Annotated in this window: 21 protein-coding genes; 16 read left to right on the top strand and 5 right to left on the bottom strand. The window is 47.5% G+C overall.

What is annotated here, in order from left to right; genetic code table 11:
- The first annotated feature begins 29 nt into the window (after nucleotides 1-29).
- From A8709_RS02925 to A8709_RS02905, 5 genes are all read left to right on the top strand, one after another.
- Nucleotides 30-782, top strand: a complete 753-nt coding sequence (locus A8709_RS02925) for an urease accessory protein UreF (protein WP_244163076.1) — start codon at nucleotides 30-32, stop codon at nucleotides 780-782.
- 52 nt (nucleotides 783-834) lie between these two features.
- Complete coding sequence (gene ureG, locus A8709_RS02920; RefSeq protein WP_065850707.1) at nucleotides 835-1494, top strand: urease accessory protein UreG; 660 nt, start codon at nucleotides 835-837, stop codon at nucleotides 1492-1494.
- Nucleotides 1487-2347, top strand: a complete 861-nt coding sequence (locus tag A8709_RS02915; protein ID WP_065850706.1) for an urease accessory protein UreD — start codon at nucleotides 1487-1489, stop codon at nucleotides 2345-2347. Before ureG ends, A8709_RS02915 begins: the two co-directional genes overlap by 8 nt.
- 787 nt (nucleotides 2348-3134) lie before the next feature.
- The gene (gene cyoE, locus A8709_RS02910; protein WP_065850705.1) at nucleotides 3135-4112 is read left to right on the top strand and encodes a heme o synthase; all 978 of its coding nucleotides are present in this window, start codon (nucleotides 3135-3137) and stop codon (nucleotides 4110-4112) included.
- A gap of 23 nt (nucleotides 4113-4135) precedes the next feature.
- Nucleotides 4136-4768: an SCO family protein gene (locus A8709_RS02905; RefSeq protein ID WP_065850704.1), complete on the top strand. Its 633-nt coding sequence runs from the start codon at nucleotides 4136-4138 to the stop codon at nucleotides 4766-4768.
- A gap of 7 nt (nucleotides 4769-4775) precedes the next feature.
- On the opposite strand, the gene A8709_RS02900 is transcribed toward A8709_RS02905, so the two are convergent.
- Nucleotides 4776-5129, bottom strand: coding sequence for a toprim domain-containing protein (locus A8709_RS02900; RefSeq protein WP_065850703.1), 354 nt, complete (start codon nucleotides 5127-5129; stop codon nucleotides 4776-4778).
- A 170-nt stretch (nucleotides 5130-5299) separates the two neighbouring features.
- Entirely contained in the window at nucleotides 5300-6466 is a 1167-nt protein-coding gene (locus A8709_RS02895) for an MFS transporter (protein ID WP_065850702.1), read from the bottom strand.
- Nucleotides 6467-6575: 109 nt separating this feature from the next.
- On the opposite strand from A8709_RS02895, the gene A8709_RS34380 reads away from it, so the two are divergent.
- The 9 genes from A8709_RS34380 to A8709_RS02855 all read left to right on the top strand — a co-directional run bounded on the left by A8709_RS34380 (nucleotide 6576) and on the right by A8709_RS02855 (nucleotide 16554).
- Nucleotides 6576-6731 carry a hypothetical protein gene (locus tag A8709_RS34380; RefSeq protein ID WP_167356985.1) on the top strand — a complete coding sequence of 52 codons (156 nt, stop codon included), beginning with the start codon at nucleotides 6576-6578 and terminating at the stop codon, nucleotides 6729-6731.
- Nucleotides 6732-6785: 54 nt separating this feature from the next.
- On the top strand, nucleotides 6786-7220 hold the full coding sequence (locus A8709_RS02890; protein ID WP_065850701.1) for a hypothetical protein: 435 nt from the start codon (nucleotides 6786-6788) through the stop codon (nucleotides 7218-7220).
- Between the two features lie 34 nt (nucleotides 7221-7254).
- Entirely contained in the window at nucleotides 7255-8403 is a 1149-nt protein-coding gene (locus A8709_RS02885; protein WP_065850700.1) for a transglutaminase domain-containing protein, read from the top strand.
- Between the two features lie 46 nt (nucleotides 8404-8449).
- Nucleotides 8450-9175, top strand: coding sequence for an HAD-IA family hydrolase (locus A8709_RS02880; protein ID WP_065850699.1), 726 nt, complete (start codon nucleotides 8450-8452; stop codon nucleotides 9173-9175).
- 27 nt (nucleotides 9176-9202) lie between these two features.
- Nucleotides 9203-11266 carry a peptidoglycan D,D-transpeptidase FtsI family protein gene (locus tag A8709_RS02875; RefSeq protein ID WP_065850698.1) on the top strand — a complete coding sequence of 688 codons (2064 nt, stop codon included), beginning with the start codon at nucleotides 9203-9205 and terminating at the stop codon, nucleotides 11264-11266.
- A gap of 332 nt (nucleotides 11267-11598) precedes the next feature.
- Nucleotides 11599-13473: an asparagine synthase (glutamine-hydrolyzing) gene (asnB, locus tag A8709_RS02870; protein WP_065850697.1), complete on the top strand. Its 1875-nt coding sequence runs from the start codon at nucleotides 11599-11601 to the stop codon at nucleotides 13471-13473.
- Between the two features lie 45 nt (nucleotides 13474-13518).
- Entirely contained in the window at nucleotides 13519-14256 is a 738-nt protein-coding gene (locus A8709_RS02865) for a Cof-type HAD-IIB family hydrolase (RefSeq protein ID WP_065850696.1), read from the top strand.
- A gap of 78 nt (nucleotides 14257-14334) precedes the next feature.
- Nucleotides 14335-14814 carry a DUF456 domain-containing protein gene (locus A8709_RS02860; protein WP_065850695.1) on the top strand — a complete coding sequence of 160 codons (480 nt, stop codon included), beginning with the start codon at nucleotides 14335-14337 and terminating at the stop codon, nucleotides 14812-14814.
- A 48-nt stretch (nucleotides 14815-14862) separates the two neighbouring features.
- Nucleotides 14863-16554 (top strand): putative polysaccharide biosynthesis protein, encoded by a 1692-nt coding sequence (locus tag A8709_RS02855; RefSeq protein WP_065850694.1) that lies wholly within the window; start codon nucleotides 14863-14865, stop codon nucleotides 16552-16554.
- On the opposite strand, the gene A8709_RS02850 is transcribed toward A8709_RS02855, so the two are convergent.
- On the bottom strand, nucleotides 16555-17859 hold the full coding sequence (locus A8709_RS02850) for a DUF2515 family protein (RefSeq protein WP_084224624.1): 1305 nt from the start codon (nucleotides 17857-17859) through the stop codon (nucleotides 16555-16557).
- Nucleotides 17860-18055: 196 nt separating this feature from the next.
- Here A8709_RS02850 and A8709_RS02845 point away from each other — a divergent pair, with 196 nt between their 5' ends.
- On the top strand, nucleotides 18056-18403 hold the full coding sequence (locus A8709_RS02845) for a DUF4183 domain-containing protein (protein WP_167356984.1): 348 nt from the start codon (nucleotides 18056-18058) through the stop codon (nucleotides 18401-18403).
- Between the two features lie 21 nt (nucleotides 18404-18424).
- Complete coding sequence (locus tag A8709_RS02840) at nucleotides 18425-18841, top strand: DUF4183 domain-containing protein (RefSeq protein WP_065850693.1); 417 nt, start codon at nucleotides 18425-18427, stop codon at nucleotides 18839-18841.
- Between the two features lie 55 nt (nucleotides 18842-18896).
- On the opposite strand, the gene A8709_RS02835 is transcribed toward A8709_RS02840, so the two are convergent.
- Together A8709_RS02835 and A8709_RS02830 are read right to left on the bottom strand one after the other, a co-directional pair.
- On the bottom strand, nucleotides 18897-19085 hold the full coding sequence (locus A8709_RS02835) for a type II toxin-antitoxin system antitoxin (RefSeq protein ID WP_065850692.1): 189 nt from the start codon (nucleotides 19083-19085) through the stop codon (nucleotides 18897-18899).
- Nucleotides 19086-19097: 12 nt separating this feature from the next.
- Complete coding sequence (locus A8709_RS02830; protein ID WP_065850691.1) at nucleotides 19098-19937, bottom strand: SPFH domain-containing protein; 840 nt, start codon at nucleotides 19935-19937, stop codon at nucleotides 19098-19100.
- Between the last annotated feature and the right edge of the window lie 38 nt (nucleotides 19938-19975).

Genomic DNA, 19975 nt, shown 5'->3' with positions numbered 1-19975 from the left:
GTGGAGATGACCCTAGTGGGGTGATAGGTGTGATTGGAGTAAATACGGCAAAATTCGAACTTAGCACCGTAGAAGATATAACCGAGAAGGCGGTTCCCTTGTTTCACTGGTTGGCTTATCAGCAGCTATTGGATTCTGCGCTTCCGATTGGCGGGTTTTCGCACTCGTTTGGACTCGAAACTCTTGTTCAGCAAGGAAGGTTGACGACGATCACACAGCTCGAAGCTTACATTCGTTCGATGCTCACTAATAGCTGGGCATCCTCAGATGCGATGGTGATTAAAGCGGCGTATACGCACATCCCTCGCGGCGAATGGGGCCAGCTGTGGGATATTGACCATATGCTGCATGTGCAGCGGGTGGGGAGTGAGACGCGGAGCGGTGTTCAGAAAATGGGACGCAGATTGCTCCAACTGTCACGTTCATTATATCCGGAGCTAAATTGGCAGCCGATGGATGACGCTGTGAGTGCAGGACGATGCAGCTCGAATCATCCGGTTGTACATGGTTGGGTGAGCTACCATCTGGGCGTACCGCTGAACCTGGCGGCTGAAGGGTATTTGTATACCTGTATCATGACATGTATCAATAGCGCGCTTAGGCTCATGTCCATAGGTCAAACACAAGGCCAGATGCTCTTGGCGAAGCTCGTTCCACTAACTGGAAGCGAATGGAAGCGGGTCGCACCTATGGATCCGTTGGACGCCTATTCGAATTCACCTGCGGCTGATTTGGCGATGATGCAGCATGAGACGTTGTATTCGCGTTTATTTATGTCGTGAAAATTAAAATGAGGCGTTGAGGTCTAAATAACTATTTTGAGGAGGAATGACGATGTGTCAAGGTAACGGTCATCATCATCACGAATGGGAGAAACCGGCGGTAGATCGTACTCGCCCTATGCGAATTGGTATCGGAGGACCTGTAGGTTCAGGCAAAACAGCGCTCGTAGAGCGCTTAGCACGGAAGCTGAATAGCCGCTATAGCATCGCGGTCATTACGAACGACATTTATACGAAGGAAGATGCCCGTATTTTGATTAGTTCCGAGGCACTGCCAGAGGAGCGAATTATTGGGGTAGAAACAGGCGGATGCCCGCATACGGCGATTCGTGAGGATGCTTCGATGAATTTTGAGGCGATTGAAGAGTTGGAGAAGCGTTTTGATAATCTGGATATTATTTTCATTGAGAGCGGCGGCGATAATTTGGCAGCTGCATTCAGTCCGGAGCTTGTGGATCGCTTCATCTATATTATCGACGTGGCCCAAGGGGAGAAAATCCCGCGTAAAGGCGGACCTGGCATCATGCGTTCAGATATGCTGATCATTAACAAAATCGATCTTGCCCCTTACGTTGGCGCTAGCTTAGAAGTGATGGATTCGGATACGAAAAGGATGCGCGGCGAGCGTCCGTATATTTTCTCTAATCTGATGGGTGGAACGGGTTTGGATGATATCGTGAGCTGGGTGGAGACGGAGTTCAGTCATGCCTAAGCTGACAGGGGAGATTTCCGCACAATTTGCAGTGCGCAGCGGCTTGACGCAGCTCATTCACAAATATCATGCCTCCCCGCTCAAAATCGCCAAAACGTTCCGCTACGAGAACGAAACGTTTCTGGCAGATGCCAATGCCGCGCCTATGGACCAGTTGGGCGTCTATATGATGGACTGCTCACCTGGCCTTATGGCCGGTGATCACTATGACATTAGCGTGCGCCTTGAAGAGGGCGCACGTGTTTTTCTAACGAACCAGTCGTTCACGAAGGTTCATCCTTCATTGGGGATGGAGGGCAGCACGCAGCGACAGACACTTCGGTTGGAAGCTGCTGCGTTGCTGGAGTACATCCCCGAGCCATTAATGCTGTATAAGGACGCGAACCTGTTCGCGGAGACAGAGGTACATCTAGCAAAGGGATCAGCTTTGATCTTCTCCGATGTCATCTGCCCGGGGCGCACGCAGCGGGGGGAAATCTTTCAGTATTCACGCTATGCCAACCGAATGAAAGTATGGTACGAGGGAGAGCTGATCTTCTATCAAAATCAGCGGATTGAACCCGCGGCGATGCTGCTCACTTCCCCAGGCTGCTGGGAGAATGAGACGCACATGGGAAATCTGTTTATATTCTCAGATCGTCTTCAGCAGCGTCATCTTGAGGCGGTCATGGAGTGCTTGGATCACATGAATGGATTAGCTGTTCGCGTGGGGGCGAGTCTCACCTACAAGCACGGACTCGTCATTAATGTAATGGGCCGGCATGCGTGGGAAATCCAATCGGCGCTTACCCAAGCATGGCACCAAATCCGCAGGAGTTTGTGGGAACTAACGCCGTTATTGGTTAATAAATAGGTGGAAGAGGGGCGAGGGAGAGTTTGCCTCTTCTTTTGTTTGTATGGGCAGATGAGGGGAACGATGGATGATGAGTTAAAAACTGCGAAAGCATTCGCAGGTATTCTAGTTATTTGGGTGGGAAACAGCAAAAAAGCTGCATAATCTCAGGTATGTAGAGTAGAGAGTAATTTTTTATTGAACAAGCTAGTGCTGTAACGCCCTTTTTGGGCGTTACAGCACTCCCGGCGCCATCGTACGCTACTGTAAGGCCCATTTTGGGCCTTACGAAGTTCACTCGGCCCTAAAAGCCGAGCAACTACCAAATGTAACGCCCTTAAGGGGCGTTAAAGAACTCCCAGCGCCATCGTGCGCTACCGTAAAGCCCATTTTTGGCCTTACACACCACGCCGCTCGGTCCCGACAAACTTACCCGCATCGTCAATTCCCACCATGCTTACCTAACCTCTCGGATTCTCGCAATTACTGCTCGCTCATCTCGCATCCCCGCGCCATCTTAATTCGCTGACCACCGGCCCTTTCAGCCTCATCCATACGCCCACACACCCACGCACAGCACACAATGCTGCCACGAAGTATCCACATCCGTGCCACAATTTTCATGTTTTTCATCGATTATAAGAATGGAATCGAATGGTAATCTCATTTTACACGCATACTGGAAGGAGAATCGACAATCTGATGACAACTGCCCCAGCTTCATTGTCAAATGGTGTATGGGTTGGTATGATGAGATTGTTCATTTAGAAGTGTGATCGGAAATTCGGCATAGAGGAGGACAAAGTAGATGGATAATCAAGTCACTTACGAAAATGTTTCGACCGGCTCGTCCCAAGGGTCAGCTGGAACGGATGCTATAGATGCTAGCTCGACGAAAGGTGCTCATGGGCCTGTGACCCTGAAAGAATATTACCAACTGGTGAAACCAGGTATTATTTATTCGAATCTGATGACAGCATTCGCCGGATATTGGGTAGCGGCCAAATGGGATGTGGACTGGATCCACCTGATCATGACGATGCTAGGAACTGCGCTGGTCATGGCAGGGGGCACGGTGCTGAATAATTATCTGGACCGCGAGATGGATGCGAAGATGGAACGTACACAGAACAGAGCACTGCCAAGTGGACGTTTAACCGCCAATTTTGTGTTATGGTACGGTATTATTCTGGGTACGATCGGATTAGGGGTTCTTTACTTAGGGGCACAATCGCCTCTGGCAACATTAATGGGTCTGATCGGATTGTTCTTCTATGTATGGATCTATACAGCATGGTTCAAAAGAACTTCCGTCTGGAGCACATTCGTAGGCGCGATCTCAGGAGCAGTACCGCCGCTCATTGGCTATTGTGCAGTTAGCGGGACTGTTGATCTTGGAGCGATCTTGGTGTTCTTGTTCTTATTCTTGTGGCAGCCTCCGCATTTCTGGGCGCTGGGTATTCGCCGCATGGAAGAGTATCGTGCAGCAGGCTTTCCACTGTTACCTGTTGTCAAAGGAAGCTTCGTAACGAAAATTAGCATGGTACGCTATGTTGTTCTACTGGTACCACTTACGGTCATGTTAACCGCTTTTGGTTATGTTGGTTATGTCTTCTTAATCGTCTCAACGATTCTAGGGTTAACGTGGGTTTTCATGAGTGTCAAAGGTTTCAAAGCAACTGGGGAAGCGGAAATTGTATGGGCAAAGCGTATGTTCTTGTTCTCCCTACTATATTTAACGCTGCTATCGATCATTATGGTCCTTGATACTACAGCGAAATTTTAGTTAGTCTGGGGGAATAGAGGCAAATGGGGACGTTTTTCGAGAAAAATTGGTTTAAGCTAGCATTGGGTGTGATTTTAATTGCAATGATCGCATCCTTTGCTTATAAATTAGTGGCCAACAATGATAAACCGGATGAACGATTAACCGCGATGAAGGCAGCACCGTCATTCCAACTGCAGGATTTAGATGGCAAAACGGTGAGTTCCGATAGTATGAATGGCAAAGTGCGACTTGTGTATTTCTTCTACTCGTATTGTCCGGATGTGTGCTTGCCGACAAGCGCAATCCTTTCCAATGTACAAGAAGAATTGAAGAAGAAAGATTTGCTGGGAAATAAAGCGGAGATTCTATCTATTTCGATAGACCCTAATCGGGACACACCTGAGGTGTTAAAAGCATTCGGAAACCGCTTCGAATCGAAGCCGGTTCCAGGCGGATGGACGTTCCTTCGGGGTGAGGAAGCGAAAGTTCAGAAGCTGGCTGAGGACTTCGGGATCACGGTGATTAAAGAGAAGGACGGTAATTTCTCGCATGCCAATGCGATTTTATTGGTGGATCCGAAGGGTCAATTAAGAAATTATTATAATGCAAGCAATCCAGAGCTGGATGCGGATCATATCGTCAAAGATGTTGTTACACTTTCCAAAGGGAAATAATACGTCATTATTCATAAGCAGGGTTGGGCGCAGGGTAGATAATATACGCGTCCAGTCCTGCTTTTTCTAATTGCCCAATGAGGTACTCCTCGGGGGTGCCTTCCACACCAGCGTAGCCTTTGCGCGTGTACATGTGTTCAGCGTCTGGAAACGTATCACGCAGCAGAGAGCGAATTTTTTTACCGGAAGCGTCATTATCGGTGAAAATATAAACAGGCAGATCGCCTACTTTTTTGCGCAGCGCATCCAAGGTAATGGAACTAGGGGTTCCGAAGGTGCAATGGATGCTGACCGTGTCGTCAACGACGCGTTTTAAGCGGCTTTTATCATTTTTCCCCTCAACAATAATAGCGATAGACATCGGTTCACCTACATTCCTTTTTAGAGTAGTATACCCTGTTTGGCGTGGTGATCCAAGTGTTGCTGCGGCGCACCATTTCCCGGGAAATGACAGTGATTGACAGCGGTTGACAATAAATAAACAAAACAAAAAACGGCTTGATAAGTATCAAGCCGAGTTCCAAGTCATCATTATGTTGTTGTTACTGGCGACTTGAACGTACGAAGCGGCAGTAGGGAAAGTGCCAGCATGAGAATGAAAAAGGCGATGAAATAGGAGGAAATATGATCGCGAAGCTGGCCAGCCATCATCGGACCAATGAATGCGCCTACCGAATAGGAGATCGATAGCAAAGAGAAAACACGTCCATATCGAGAACTGCTCGTAATACTAGCAAGAAGCGCAGCGAGGGCGGGATAAATAATGCCTTTGGCCATCCCAATTAAAAACAAGGAAACCGTTAATGGAATCGGCCACTGAATTGCTAGACCAAAGAAAACGACCGCCAGTGCGACGCTTCCACCAATGGTTCGAATAAAAGGAGACACCCGATTCAAGAACCAGAAAGAGATACTGAGTAACGCTCCCAAGCTGACAAGTGTGAAAAAGACACCTGAAGTAAGAATGGAATCGCGCGCCGATTGCATCAGCGGAAGCTCGAAGAACAAAATCCCTTGTGAGCAAGAGAGCGCCATGGGAATGAGAAAGAATAGCCAAGGAATCGAAACACCATCTGAATGATCGTTCTCTTCAAGTGCCAGATTGTGGCCGTGGGGGTCTAAGAGCAGGTTTTCTCTCCCTTGCGCTAGGAGTTCCTTCTCTTTGACCCCGAAAATGGCGAGAATGCCGGTGATAATCAAGATCCAGCCTAACACGGAGAAAGCTGTCGTGAAACCAATCTTGGCCACTAACACAGCGCCAGCGGCAGGGGATACGACGGATGCGAGTGTGTGAACAAGGCCGTTGCCAGCCATGAGCTTACTCTGATGAATACGGTCACGGGCGATACGGGCGAGCAAGGTTAAACAAGCCGGGGAGAGGAAGGCAAGTACAAATCCGCTGATCGAACGAATGTAGAGCAGGTGCCAAGGGTCTTTGACGTTAGATTGAAATAGTAAGATGATCCCTGCTACAATTAAGCTAAAGACAATGAATTTCTTGCTGCCGTATTTATCCACACCATAGCCAGCGATCAGGTTCCCTGGTAAATGCGTGAGCGAGTATACGCCCATGATGAGCCCTATGAAAGAGGGAGCAGCTCCCATGGATAAGGCGAAAGGGGATAGGATTGGGTACTGCGCGTGTAAATCAAAGAACGCAACAAACATAAATAAGTACAACCATATGGCTGTTCGCATGGTCTCACCGCCTTGATCATTTAGTCTTGTCTCCTCTTCATTTTTACGCCGCTCGTCCTATGGATATGTCCTTTCCCCACAAATGACACAATTACGCACAGGAGGAATCATGGATCCCTTTGTTTTTATTTTACTAGCCGCTGTTGGCGTCTTTCTTATTTTTCGCTTAAGGCAGTCCTTCCGAAGAACGGGAAAGAGCGTAGATAAAACGAAAGAAATCGAACAGAGACTAGCTCAGTTAAGGAAAAAAAGAGATGAAGAGTAAGATGACCCTGTAGTATGATAGGAAGGGACTTTTGGATAATGAGGAGGAATTAGTGTGGATCAGTGGATTTCATTTGCACAGGATCGTTGGTATTTAATTGTAGGGGCTATTATTGTTCTTTTTATCGTGATCGGAATAGTAAAAACCGTAGTGAAATGGGTCTTAGTCCTTGTCATTGTAGGGGCACTTATCGTTTATGGAGCTAACTACAAGGATAAAATAAAAGATATTGGGGCAAGCGTAGTTTCCCAAGTCAGTGACGATATCAAGGATAAAGCGGTGAGCGCTTTGACCTCCGAGGCCAAAGAAGCACAATTCAAAGCGAATCCGGACGGTTCCTTTCTCATCACAACCAAAAGTTTGAAGCTGGAAGGTAAGCCGGGATCAGATGAAGTTACGGTGACGTTTCTAGGTAAATCTTTTAAAATGAATGCGAACTCGGCCGTCAATGCGTTTATTGACCAAGCGAAGAAAAATGCCAAGCCATAACTAGCCTATTAATCTCAAAGGAAGGTGAGTACACATGACGGATATTTCGTGGCTTTCAAGCACATCATTTAATCTCATATCCATCCTGCTCGTTCTCACTATTGCGGCTTCGGTGTTTCAAGGCTTTTTCCGTGGAGGCTCAGGCTCCGCGAGACACTTCGTTGCGATGCTCGTAGAAGCCGGTATTGCCATTCTTTCTATGCTTCTGGCATGGAAAGGGGTACAATTGGTTTCACCTTGGATCCAAACGTGGTTAAAGGGATTGAATTTGCAAGTTCCAGCAGTTGAAATAAGTTCGCTGAAACAAGCTTATTATACCGTCATGACGAGTTTGCGTGATTTTCCGCTGCTTCGGTTTGGTGTTATTTTTCTACTTGGCTATGTGGTGATCAAGCAAATTCTGAATCATGTAGTGGATCTCCTGCTTGGACGTTGGCTCGCAGAACGTTATGCGATGCCGAATGGCAGTCATTCCTTTCTTAGCTCTGTTTCAGGCGGGGCGATCGGTTCCATTGCGGGTTTCGTTAGAGCACTGATGGTAATCGCGGTTTTGTTCATTTATGTCACCTTATTCCCACACTCGATGGTTACCCCCTATATTGAGTCATCCCATATGTATCAAAAAGGGGCCAAAGAAGTGATCTCTCCCTTCACAGGAGATTTCATCGCAGAGAAAGCGCCTGTTTTCACGCGTGCGGTGGAACAGGAATTTTCGAATATTTTACAACGGAAATATGAAGTGCTCGATGCCAAAATACCGAACAACATCGCCGATGCGGCCAGAGAAATTACGGTAAATGGGAAAACTGATGAAGAGAAAGCCAAACTGTTATATACCTGGGTTGGCAGCCGAGTCCAGTATGATTGGGACAAGGTGAAATTATATGAAGAACAGCGGATCTGGAAAGAACAAACGCCGGAAGACACATTTAACACCCGTGAGGGCGTATGTATTGATTACTCCAGACTGTATGCTCAAATGGCAAGAGCGGTTGGACTAGAAGTGAAGGTTGTTACAGGGCTTGGTTACGATGGACAAGGCGGATACGGTCCGCATGCTTGGAATGAAGTATACCTCAAAGAGACGAATAGCTGGGTACCCTTGGATTCCACATGGGAATCAAGTGGAGGCAATTGGTTCAATCCGCCGAATTTTGACCAAACCCATGTAAGGGACGTTTAATATAAATAGATGAATACATTCATGTGCTAACATAGAGGGAGACGAAATGCGAAAAGCGTTAAAAGAATATAAGATGATCTATCTAGATGCGGGAGATACGTTAGTTACGATTCCTGCGGCGCAGACGATTTTGAAGCAATACCTGCAATTACGCGCGGTTGACCGAGATGAAGCTCATATCCATGAACTTTTTACAGAGGCATTTCGTCTTTTTTATTATGTGGAGAAAAAAGATAACTTCGTGGTGTGCAGTCCCGAGTCAGATCGGGAATTCTGGGTAAACCTATACCAGCACGTGCTACATAAGCTAGGTATTCATGAAGAGTGGTCAGAGGAAGAGATTTTCAACTGCTGCCATGAGCTTTACGAGATTTTCACAGCACCGGAGTATTATGATTTATTTGATGATGTAAAGCCGTTTCTGGAAGAACTGAAGAACCAAGGCTTTCGCATTGGCATTATCAGTAATTTTGCTCCTACCTTGAAAGCGATTTTGGCTGATAAAGGTGTGCTTCATTATTTTGACCCTGTACTCGTTTCAACAGAAGTTGGTTTAGAAAAGCCTGATCCGGCCATCTTCCAGTTAGCTTTACAAATGGCTGGTGTAGAAGCCGAGGACGTTCTGTATGTTGGGGATCATGAGACGAATGACATCTGGGCACCGAATCAAGTCGGCATCGATGCTGTTCGTATCATCCGGTATTCGTACCACACGGGAGAGGGGATTCGTTCCTTGCTCGAACTGATCCAGGAGCCTGCCCTCGAAGTATGAGTTAAGTGAGAAAGGATCTGAACAAGCATGAAGTCATCCATTATGGATGATCCGAAGAAAAAAGAAATCACACAAAAACGGCACTTTTCGTTTCGGATCAATATATTTTTCTTCATTACATTTCTCTTGTTTTCTGTGCTCATTGTACGATTGGCGATTCTCCAATTTGTTCAAGCGAAAGATTTGAAAGCAGCAGAGAATACGAATACGAACCAAATTAATAAGATTGCCCCTATTCGCGGGAATATCTATGATTCAACCAAGTCCCCACTGGCCTATACGATTCCTGTACAGTCCTTATTTTTCCGCATTGAACCAGGGCAGCAGGATAAAGATGCTGTTATTGATTTAGCAAAACGCTTAAAGACTGATGTTTTTGACAAATATGCCAAACCGAATGTCGTAAGTCCTACACCAGAAGAGATCGTGCTCGCGATGGATCTGGGTTATGACATTAATAAGAATAAAGTGAAAGACCCGAGCTATTATTACGTGCCACGTCGGATTAAAGCCGATTTATCCAATGCAGAAATCGCCTATTTACTCGAGCATCGGGATGAATTTAAGTGGCTGGAAGTGACGGAAGAAAGTATCCGTACCTATGAAATGGATGATGACAACAAGACGACGATTGCGACGCAATTAGTCGGTTATACCAATACATTTTCCACCCAAACGGCTAAGGAAATCTATAAAGATAATCCGAATAGTGAGGAATATCTAAGCAACGAGAACGTCGGTTTTGACGGTATCGAGCGGATGTACCAAGATGAGCTGCGCGGCAAGAATGGCAGTAAAAAGTATCCCGTTAACGCCGCGATGAAGATCATCGGAAGAGCAGAAGTGACCGCGCCAATTAAAGGGAATAATATTTATTTGTCCATTAACAAAGATATTCAGAAGACGACGGAGAAAATGCTGCAAGATCATATCACCTATCTGCGTGATCCTTCGCATGCCAATGATGCATATTTGAAATGGGGGATGAAAGCGTCCTCGGGCTTCGCGGTAGCGATGGAAGTAGATACAGGTCGTATCGTGACGATGGCCAATTATCCGGATTATGATGCGAATTCTTGGACCGGTGGTATCTCACCGACGACTTATAAGGATATTAGTACGTTCATTTCGAATGGATCGATCATGACCGCTAAATCGAAGTATCCGGATGAGAAAGAGAATGCCAAGCATCCTTCTTCGATTGTTTTCATGGGATCCACGATTAAACCCCTATCTGTCTTAATTGGACTGAAAGAGAAATTGTTTACAGCGGGGCAGACCTATTATGATTCGGGTACCTTCAGCTTTGGTAAAGATAACAAAAGTTCGATTTCAAACTCCGATAAAGCAGCGTATGGGGCGTTAACTGCCTCAACAGCCATTGAGCATTCCTCTAACACGTATATGTCAGCGATGGTAGGGATTCCTTTCTGGTCGAAGTACGGGAGGGAGAACCCGAACGTAACAGCCAAATGGGCGGAGTATCTGGCTAAATTTGGGATGGGGATCAAGACGGGAAGCGGCTTGCCTGGTGAATTTGCAGGTTCGAATGACTTTATTAAAAACGCAGAAAAAGATAGTTATCAATCCGCGATGGTCTATGCCTCGTGGGGCCAGAATGAGAAAACAACAACCCTGCAGTTGGCCCAATATGCAGCAACGCTTGCCAGTCACGGTAAACGGATGAAGCCGCAATTTGTCGATGAAATTCGTGATTATCAAGGGGAATTGGTGAAGAAGATTGAACCTGAAGTTCTGGATGATGTCTCGAAGGACTTCGCTCCAGCAGATTGGAACACTATTGTTCATGGCATGAAGAGTGGTGCCGAAGGGATTGAGGATTTGCCTTACAATGTTGCCCGTAAAACGGGGACATCTACACAGGCAGTTTCCGGCGGTACAGTAGAGAACGCGGTGTTCATCGCTTTCGCTCCGGTGGAGAACCCTAAGTTGGCGGTGGCTGTCGTTGTGCCTGAAGGCGGATTCGGACGGTACGGGGCATCCCCGATTGCGGCGAAGATCTTCCAAGCGTATGACGCGGCGAACGATGGGATATTAACGAAACTTGGCGGCGGAAAGAGGCCGTGGTAATAAGAGAGAGCTCGCCTATGGCGGGCTCTTTTGCATGCATCATGCACCAGGTGCACAGTGGCAGCATATCCTATAGCAGGGTAGGAGCATGCTTCACCCTAAAAGTTGCACAAGGTAAACATTTGTGGACGAAGGAAAGGTGGTCGAACCTCATGAAAAAAAGCCGATTGTCTGCTTCTTTAAAACGACTCCTCATTTCCATCATTTTTCTATAGGATAAGGCGATTTGCGTGCCCTCATTGTATTTCCAGAATGACAGGCTGGTATGGTATACTAATATATCGGTTGTCGAAGAGAAAGAATGATGAGAGTACGGAGGAGTGAGTCTCACCATGTGTGGTATTACAGGTGTTATGTATTTTGAAGATAGAGAACCAACTGAGGCGATGCTTCAACAGATGACAGATGTGATCGTGCACCGTGGGCCTAATGATGTTGGCTTTTGGACAGAGAATCGCATCGGGTTAGGATTTAGACGTCTTTCTGTTATTGATATCAAAGAGGGACATCAGCCTTTAACGAATGAAGATGAAACCGTGTGGATTATTTTCAACGGTGAAATTTATAATTACAAAGAACTGCGTACGATGCTGAAGGAACGCGGACACATTTTCCGTACACAGAGTGACACGGAAGTTATCGTCCATCTCTATGAGGAGTTCGGTGAAGATTGTGTGAAGCACATGCGCGGGATGTTCGGTTTCGTGATTTGGGATCGGAAGAAAAAGCAGCTGTTCGGTGCGAGAGACCACTTCGGCATTAAGCCATTCTATTATCATTTTAGTAACCGCCAATTCCTATTTGGTTCTGAAATCAAGAGCTTGCTGGCGGCAGATGGCATGAATCGGTTGATCCATACGGACAGCTTGTTGAATTATTTGACCTTCCAATACGTGCCAGAGCCGAATACGATGTTCGAAGGCATCTACAAGCTGCCACCGGCGCATTCTGTGAAAATTACTTTTGATGGTGAAATGACCATCCATAAATATTGGGATCCGATGTTTGAACCGGAGGACAAGCCTTTCGACTACTACGTAGAGCAAATTCGTGAAGGGCTCAAAGAGTCCGTTAAGCTCCACATGGTCAGCGACGTGGAGCGTGGATGCTTCCTGTCGAGCGGCATCGACTCGACGGCTATTGCAACCCATATGCGGAATATTGAGCCGATCCGCACCTTCTCTGTTGGCTTCGATGGCGCCAACAACGAGACGCCGATCGCTGCACAGACCGCAGCAACGCTCGGTACGGATCACTACGACAAAATCATCACGCAGGATGATTTCTTCGCGACGATGCCGAAGGCGATCTGGCACCAGGACGAGCCTGTCGCCGATCCTTCGGCCATTGCGCTCTACCACGTGGCGCAGCTTGCGCGCGAGCACGTGACGGTGGTCCTGTCCGGCGAAGGCGCGGACGAGCTGTTCGGCGGCTACCGCATTTACCGTGAGCCGCAGTCGCTGAAGCCGCTGGATCAGCTGCCGGCTTCCGTGAAGCGCATGCTGAACCGCTTCGCACGCATCCTGCCAAGCGGCGTGAAGGGCCGCAACTATGTGTTGCGGGGGACGACACCGCTGGAAGAGCGATTCCTCGGGAATGCGAAGATCTTCTCCGAGGATATGAAAGCAGAAGTGCTGCGTCTCGATACCGAGATGCTGCGCGCCTATAAGAATCCCGTGCAGATTGCCGGAGATTACTATAACAAAACGAAGCATCTCGACCCGGTTAGCCGGATGCAATACATCGACATGAATCTGTGGATGCCTGGCGATATTCTGATGAAGGCCGACAAAATGACGATGGCGCATTCCCTGGAGCTGCGTGTTCCTTTCCTGGACAAGGAATTGTTCGAGGTCGCTCGCCGCATTCCAGCCAAATATCGCATTGCGAATGGGACGACGAAATATATTTTCCGTAAAGCGATGGAAGGGATCATTCCAGATCCGATTCTGAATCGTCCGAAGCTGGGCTTCCCCGTACCGCTGCGCGATTGGATGAAAGGTGCCATGGGCGATATGGTCATGGATCAAATCAAGTCCAGCGGCATTGAGGATTACATCGATATCCCTGCGGTAGAGAAGATGCTGCACAAGCATCGGAATGGTCAAGGGGACTACGCTCGTCGCTTATGGACCCTGTATATCTTTGCACTTTGGCACAAAACCTTCATGGAAGAGCTTCCGAAAAAGGTACTTACTGCTTACTAGGTCGACAGATAGATATCGGCACCATAGAGACGGGAGTTGAACAGTATGGGATCTTATAAATTAATTGCACTCGATATGGATGGTACTCTGCTTAACGAGGACAAACGAATATCTGCCGAAAACCAAGCCGCTATCCGTGAAGCCACGGCACAGGGGAAAATTGTGATCATGTCAACGGGGCGAGGGGCGATCAGTGCAATGCCCTATATTCAAGAGTTGGGGCTCACAACACCGCTTGTCGTGGTAAATGGCAGTGAAGTGTGGGCTTCGCCGGATTCATTGCTGAGACGTACGTTGGTACCGATGGAAACGATACGGGAATTGCACAAACTCGCTCTCGAGAACGATTGCTGGTGGTGGGCCTATTCCGTGGAAGGCGTGTTTAATCGTGAAAGCGAAGGACTGGATATCAAGTCTCAGGAGTGGTTGAAATTTGGCTACTATAGCGATAATGCAGAGAAATTACAGCGTATTCGCGAGGTTGTAGCGGGGTGGGGAACGCTTGAGATTACCAACTCTCACCCTAGCAATCTTGAGTTGAATCCGCTAGGTATCTCCAAAGCAAAAGGTGTGGAAGATGTTTGCCAGCTGCTTGGCATCTCTATGTCCGAGGTGATTGCGATGGGAGACAGCGAGAATGATATCGCCATGATTCGCGAAGCAGGTCTGGGCGTTGCTATGGGCAATGCACAGGATGAAGTGAAGCGAATCGCCGATATCACGACGGTTACGAATGAAGAACATGGTGTGGCGCAAGTCATTCGTACTTATTTATTAACTTAGAACACAGAGAACCAGCACATTCTTGCATGAAAAAATATAGGATTCTATCTGTTTCACAAATGGAGGAAGGTACTGAGCATGATAACCTTAGGTTGGATTGTCGTTATTCTTTTGTTTGTCATCGGTATGGTTGGTGCTGTGTATCCAATTCTGCCAGGTGTTCTCGCGATATATGCCGCTTTCTTCATCTATGGTTGGCTAATTAGCTGGGAGCACTTTGGCTTCTGGTTCTGGACGATTCAAACCTTAATTGTGATCATCATTATTGTGGCGGATTATGCGGTCAGTGCTTTAGGCGTCAAAAAGTTCGGCGGCTCCAAGGCTGCGATTATCGGGAGTACCATTGGACTCATTATTGGTCCTTTCGTGATTCCAGCTTTCGGGATTATCCTAGGTCCATTCATTGGTGCTGTACTAGGTGAACTGATCATCGGAACGTCTTGGCAAAAAGCAGTAAGCGCTGGTATTGGTTCTGTACTTGGCTTCTTTGCTAGCAGCGTCGTCAAAATCGGGCTGCAGCTGGTGATGATCCTTATTTTCTTCCTTTGGGTTTTCTAATCAGAAGGACGAATGCATGTAAAACTGTAAGAGAGAGTAGGAACGGACTTGACGAAGGTAACCAAAGATTCCCTAGTAAAAGGGACGCTCATTCTCACCGTGGCCGCGCTTGTAGCGCGGTTTCTCGGCGTTTTCCAGCGGATACCGCTGGTGCACTTGCTGCATGAAGAGGGAATGGGGAGCTACTCCATTGCTTTTAATCTATATTCGATTCTGCTTGTCATCGCAACGGCAGGTATTCCGAGTGCTTTGAGTAAAATGGTCGCTGAGAAAAATGCGATCGGCCGTCCACAGGAGGCCCAGCGCATCTATCGGGCAGCGATTTGGTTCGCTGTTGTGACGGGTGTGGTGATGACCGTAATTTTGTACGTCTTCGCGCCCATCTATGCGGAAAATATTTCGCATGGCGGACCCGATGCTACGCTTGCTACGAGAGCGATCGCACCTGCCATGTTGTTGTTCCCGCTTATTGCTATCATGCGGGGGTATTTCCAAGGCAGGCAGCATATGATGCCGAATGGCGTTTCGCAAGTTGTGGAACAAATTTTCAGACTGATTACTTCGATTGCACTTGCCTATTTCTTGTTAGATATTTCGCTTGGATGGGGCGTTGCTGGTGCCTCTTTCGGCGGCGTTGTAGGGGGGGCAGCAGCCCTTGCTGTAATGCTGTATTACGCCATGAAGCTTAAACGGCATGACGCCTTGCAGACGCGTCAACCTGCTGCTTCGCAAGCCGCGGCTGCGCAGATCGGTGCTACTATGGCGGACGGACAGCCGAAAGAGCTGACGAGATACCGGGATATTTATCGCAGCTTATTGAAGCTGTCGATCCCAATCGTGGTCTTCTCAGTGACCGTGACGCTCGTCTATGCCATCGATACTTCGATGATTATTCCGCTGCTTGAAGATGCCATTGGTCGAAACGAAGCCCTAGGCTTAGTTGGGATTATTGGTGGACGCGCACAATCGCTTGCGGGAATCCCGATTATTTTGGCCATCGCATTAAGCCAATCGGTTGTACCGATTATCTCAGCAGCTTACTCGCGCAAAGATTTGAAGCAAGTAGGCGGGCAGACCACACGTGTGCTTCAGCTTGCGATTCTCTCTGGCTTACCTGCTGTGTTGATGATCAGTATCGCCGCTAGACCACTCGACTTCTTCTTGTTCGGCTATGAGGATTCCGCTTATGGGATCGCACACGGTCCTGCGATGATCTCCTTATTGACCGCTGGCGCAATGTTCCAGATCGTCATGCAGACCTCAGGAGCTGTTCTCATGGGGATGGGGCGGATGAAGCCACTGATGACCCATGTTGCTGTCGGAATCGCAATTAAGCTGCTAGGCAGCTTCGTATTGGGCCAATGGCTGGGGATTTACGGTATTATTATTTCAACGGGACTATGCTTCATCGCGATGTCATGGTTGAACATTCGTACCCTCCGTCAAGAAGTGACGTTCACGATTTTAGGTCGCCGTTTCGGCGGGCTTATTCTCACCATCATCGTGATAGGTGCGCTTGGTTTTACAGCAGAATGGTTAACGCACACGTATGTGGTGCCAACACCATGGTTCCGTTTGAACCAAGGCATCCAAGCGGTACTCATCTGCGGATTTACCGTGGCCTTATACCCGATTATGCTTATGCTGACGAAAGTAGTCACGAAGGATGATGTGAAGAACTTCCCGTCACCTGTTCAGAAACTCATCGGTAAAGTAAGCCGCGTATTAAAGCGTTCCTAGCTAAAAGGGGACAAACTTTTTGAGCGCCTGGGCGCCGAGCACAGCCAGCTCAATCTTACTTAATCCAAGGCACATGTCTTGTGTCACATCATAAGCCTTTGGAACTGAAGTGGGCCGTAAATGTTTCAGCGGTTCCTTTCCGTCCGTGAACCAATCCCCGCGCTCCACTGTCGCAATCGGCCTGTCAGGCCATGCGGAGCGAAGTGGCGGACTATAGAACGGCGCAGCGCCTTGCTTAAGGCTGTAGCCATCGAGCCTCTCCTGATACTTGCGATCAGGAGGGGTTTTTCGTATTGGAGCGAACAAATGAGGCCAATAGTCGGAACGCGATCCGGTGTGCGGGGTCGCGCTTGCAAAAGCCTGCACACCCTGCAGGATACCAGGAGCCTTGAATAGGATCGCGTATAGGCTTTTGCCAAATTCAATACGCTCGGAGAGATTTTTGAAATTTTCAAGAATGAGGCCGGCTAGATGGGGTTGAGGGGGGAGAGCATCAATCGCCATCGACCGAAAAGGGAATCCCACTTGATTCAATTGCAGGATGGCTTGTGTTTTGAACAGAGGTGTATCCAGTACAGTACGCTGGTAGGTGGGATTACGAACGATACGTTGCTCGATGTAGCTCTGTTCATTAATGATCAAGCCTATTGTCAGCAGGGCTGTGTCCTGAAATTGCCAGAAGTCCTGCCACATGGGAGTCATCCAGGTTGAAATATGTAAATGCGGAAGGAGGTGAAATAAGCTTCGCTTTCTTCGTTTGCTTTCCGCGTACAGGAGCAATTGTGGATAGGCGTCTTGGAAGACTAGCGCATTCGCACGTTCGAGAAAGGAAAACAAATGCTCAATCGTTGCCTCACTGATCATGCGTGGCAGCAGTTCTCCGCGTAGATCGGTCATACTCCACCCGCCGTTACGAGAGACCATATGTGCGAGAAGCGCCCAGTGGAGCTCTGGATGATGATGATAACAAGTCCAGTAGGCCTGTGTGCGTGTGACATTATTCCGATTATTGAGCTGGGTTTGAAGGATGATTGCTTCAAGAATACCTTGATCTTCAGCTGTTAAGGAGGAGCTTGTAACACCACCTTGCAGAAGAGCCTGATGATGAAGTATCGCTTGTTCTATTCGATCAAGGGTAACCGCCGTAAGCGCGATGCCTTCGGATGGGGAACTGGATGGGGCATTCGAATCCAGCCATGCAGATGTTTGCTGTTTGATCAGCTGTACGACTGCTGAGGGGATCCCTCTTATTTTGCTTACAATCGCACGTCGCTGTTTCTCTTCGGATTTCATCCCGTCACGCATAGTACCTCCAGATACCCATGTTGGGCCTATCAGTTGTAGTGTTTACTCTTTTACTAACAGGTATGTGAACGGAACGAATAATAGATCAACGAGTTCATGAAGCTAGTCATAAATGGGGGGAATTACTGAGAATAATATCCAATTTTAGCCATGGTTTCATGCATATCATATTCTAATAGTTCAAGCAGTTAGCGGGGTGATTCACATCCAAGTACCAGCGTTACTTCGAATATCGGCCATAAAACGAAAGAAGCATAAAAAACGATTAAATAGAGCCAAGTATGTATCGAAAACCTACTTCTTTTACGCTATTTCGGATGGCGAAAAGCGTTGGTACTCGGAAGCGGATCATGCCAAAGGCTATGGCGTTCAATCGATTCCAGACCCGAGAACCGTCACGTTCACGCAATTATTCGTTAATGGCGTACTCCAACCTAGCTCGCTATATCACATTCGTAAAGGTTTTGTGACCTTGATGTCCGAGGATATTCCAGAGAAAGGTGTTCCTATCATCGTACAAAGCATTCGCATCTATAAGAGTTGATGGGGAAGGGGGTGAAAATTTATGGCAGCCTCTCTAATTAAACTATTTATTAGCGCATCATCGTCTGCTCCTACCGCAACAGGTGGAACGGTCACAACAACCGTAGATCCGAATGTAACAAGATTTAATGCCGTGCTTACAGGCGGCATGATAACGACAGATACAACCATTCCAGCTGCAAGCTTTTTCGATGATAATGGCGATCCAGTCGTAGCACTACCAGCAGTACCTACAGATGGATACATCAATGTTTATGTCAATGGTGTCTTGCAAGAAGGCGGACTTTCTACACTTACCACTACTTCCTTGGTTTTAGATACGACCCTGGCCGTAGCCGGTACACCAGTTGTTCTTGAAGTCGCAGACTTTTCATCAACAAGCTCCACAATTACGGTTGAACCGACGATTTCGGCACCAACGATTACGATTACGGTTTAAAAACGTGAAAAAACATCTTGCTGGCAGATTGAACTGCCAAGTAAGATGTTTTTTTTCATTGTTCCGGCGAGTCGTCCGTCTGCTGAAGCTTTGCTTTGGACAGTCGTCCAGAACGGAGGAGCGCTTCGCGGAGTAAATATTCAATGTGACTATTTACACTTCGAAACTCATCCTCTGCCCATTGTTCCAGCGCTTGGTGCAGCTTCGGGTCTAGTCGAAGCGGGAAATTTTTCTTAGGTGCCATAACATGGCTCCGTTAGTACAACGTACCGGTGTTAATGACCGGGGTCGCTGAACGATCAGACACAATCGCAACTAAGAGATTGTTGATCATAGCTGCTTTGCGCTCCTCATCAAGCTGCAAGCCTTTTGCTTCTAATTGCTGAACAGCCAATTGAACCATGCTAACTGCACCTTCGACAATGATGGAGCGTGCGGATAAAATCGCGGAGGCTTGCTGACGCTGCAGCATGGCGCTGGCAATCTCAGTAGAGTAAGCTAAGTGCGTCAGACGAGACTCAATTACTTCTACGCCAGCTACGGAAAGGCGTTGTTGGAGCTCTGTGCTAAGCTCAGCCGCAACCTCATCGGCATTGCCTCTTAACGAATAGCCTTCCGTTTCAAAACGATCATAGGGATACTTGCTGGCCACATGACGAAGCGCGGTTTCACTTTGAATTTCTACAAATTTCTCGTAGCTGTCTACGTCGAACAATGCCTTATATGTATCTACAACTTTAAACACGACCACAGCAGCAATTTCAATGGGATTCCCATCGATATCATTTACTTTTAATTTGACACTGTTAAAATTGCGAACCCGCAGTGAGATTTTCTTCTTTGAGGAGAATGGAATAACGAGCCACAGGCCACTTTTGCGAATCGTCCCTAGATAACTGCCAAAAAAAGTGATGACTGCGGCTTGATTTGGCTGAACGACTGTAATTGTCGATAGAGAGATGATGCCAACTACGATTAAAATAAAACCGAACACAATACTCGCTTGTGTGAAACTGTAAATGCTTAATCCGATAGCGGCGAAAAATAAGAGTAAGCCAATAAATCCACTTAATGACCATACTTTCGTTTCTTTCATGTGGGCAGCCTCCTGCAAAAGTACATATTGATTTGATA

Origin of the sequence: Paenibacillus pectinilyticus, assembly GCF_001700435.1 — a bacterium.
GTDB classification, from domain to species: domain Bacteria; phylum Bacillota; class Bacilli; order Paenibacillales; family NBRC-103111; genus Paenibacillus_E; species Paenibacillus_E pectinilyticus.
The sequence above is the reverse complement of the archived record's forward strand: the minus strand, read 5'-3'. Positions and strand labels throughout refer to the sequence as shown.

Bases quoted from the DNA above. Each gene is read 5' to 3' on its own strand.
- ureG (WP_065850707.1), top strand. From the start codon at position 835: ATGTGTCAAGGTAACGGTCATCATCATCACGAATGGGAGAAACCGGCG.
- A8709_RS02915 (WP_065850706.1), top strand. From the start codon at position 1,487: ATGCCTAAGCTGACAGGGGAGATTTCCGCACAATTTGCAGTGCGCAGC.
- cyoE (WP_065850705.1), top strand. From the start codon at position 3,135: ATGGATAATCAAGTCACTTACGAAAATGTTTCGACCGGCTCGTCCCAA.
- A8709_RS02905 (WP_065850704.1), top strand. From the start codon at position 4,136: ATGGGGACGTTTTTCGAGAAAAATTGGTTTAAGCTAGCATTGGGTGTG.
- A8709_RS02900 (WP_065850703.1), bottom strand. From the start codon at position 5,129: ATGTCTATCGCTATTATTGTTGAGGGGAAAAATGATAAAAGCCGCTTA.
- A8709_RS02895 (WP_065850702.1), bottom strand. From the start codon at position 6,466: ATGCGAACAGCCATATGGTTGTACTTATTTATGTTTGTTGCGTTCTTT.
- A8709_RS34380 (WP_167356985.1), top strand. From the start codon at position 6,576: ATGGATCCCTTTGTTTTTATTTTACTAGCCGCTGTTGGCGTCTTTCTT.
- A8709_RS02885 (WP_065850700.1), top strand. From the start codon at position 7,255: ATGACGGATATTTCGTGGCTTTCAAGCACATCATTTAATCTCATATCC.
- A8709_RS02880 (WP_065850699.1), top strand. From the start codon at position 8,450: ATGCGAAAAGCGTTAAAAGAATATAAGATGATCTATCTAGATGCGGGA.
- A8709_RS02875 (WP_065850698.1), top strand. From the start codon at position 9,203: ATGAAGTCATCCATTATGGATGATCCGAAGAAAAAAGAAATCACACAA.
- asnB (WP_065850697.1), top strand. From the start codon at position 11,599: ATGTGTGGTATTACAGGTGTTATGTATTTTGAAGATAGAGAACCAACT.
- A8709_RS02865 (WP_065850696.1), top strand. From the start codon at position 13,519: ATGGGATCTTATAAATTAATTGCACTCGATATGGATGGTACTCTGCTT.
- A8709_RS02860 (WP_065850695.1), top strand. From the start codon at position 14,335: ATGATAACCTTAGGTTGGATTGTCGTTATTCTTTTGTTTGTCATCGGT.
- A8709_RS02850 (WP_084224624.1), bottom strand. From the start codon at position 17,859: ATGCGTGACGGGATGAAATCCGAAGAGAAACAGCGACGTGCGATTGTA.
- A8709_RS02840 (WP_065850693.1), top strand. From the start codon at position 18,425: ATGGCAGCCTCTCTAATTAAACTATTTATTAGCGCATCATCGTCTGCT.
- A8709_RS02835 (WP_065850692.1), bottom strand. From the start codon at position 19,085: ATGGCACCTAAGAAAAATTTCCCGCTTCGACTAGACCCGAAGCTGCAC.
- A8709_RS02830 (WP_065850691.1), bottom strand. From the start codon at position 19,937: ATGAAAGAAACGAAAGTATGGTCATTAAGTGGATTTATTGGCTTACTC.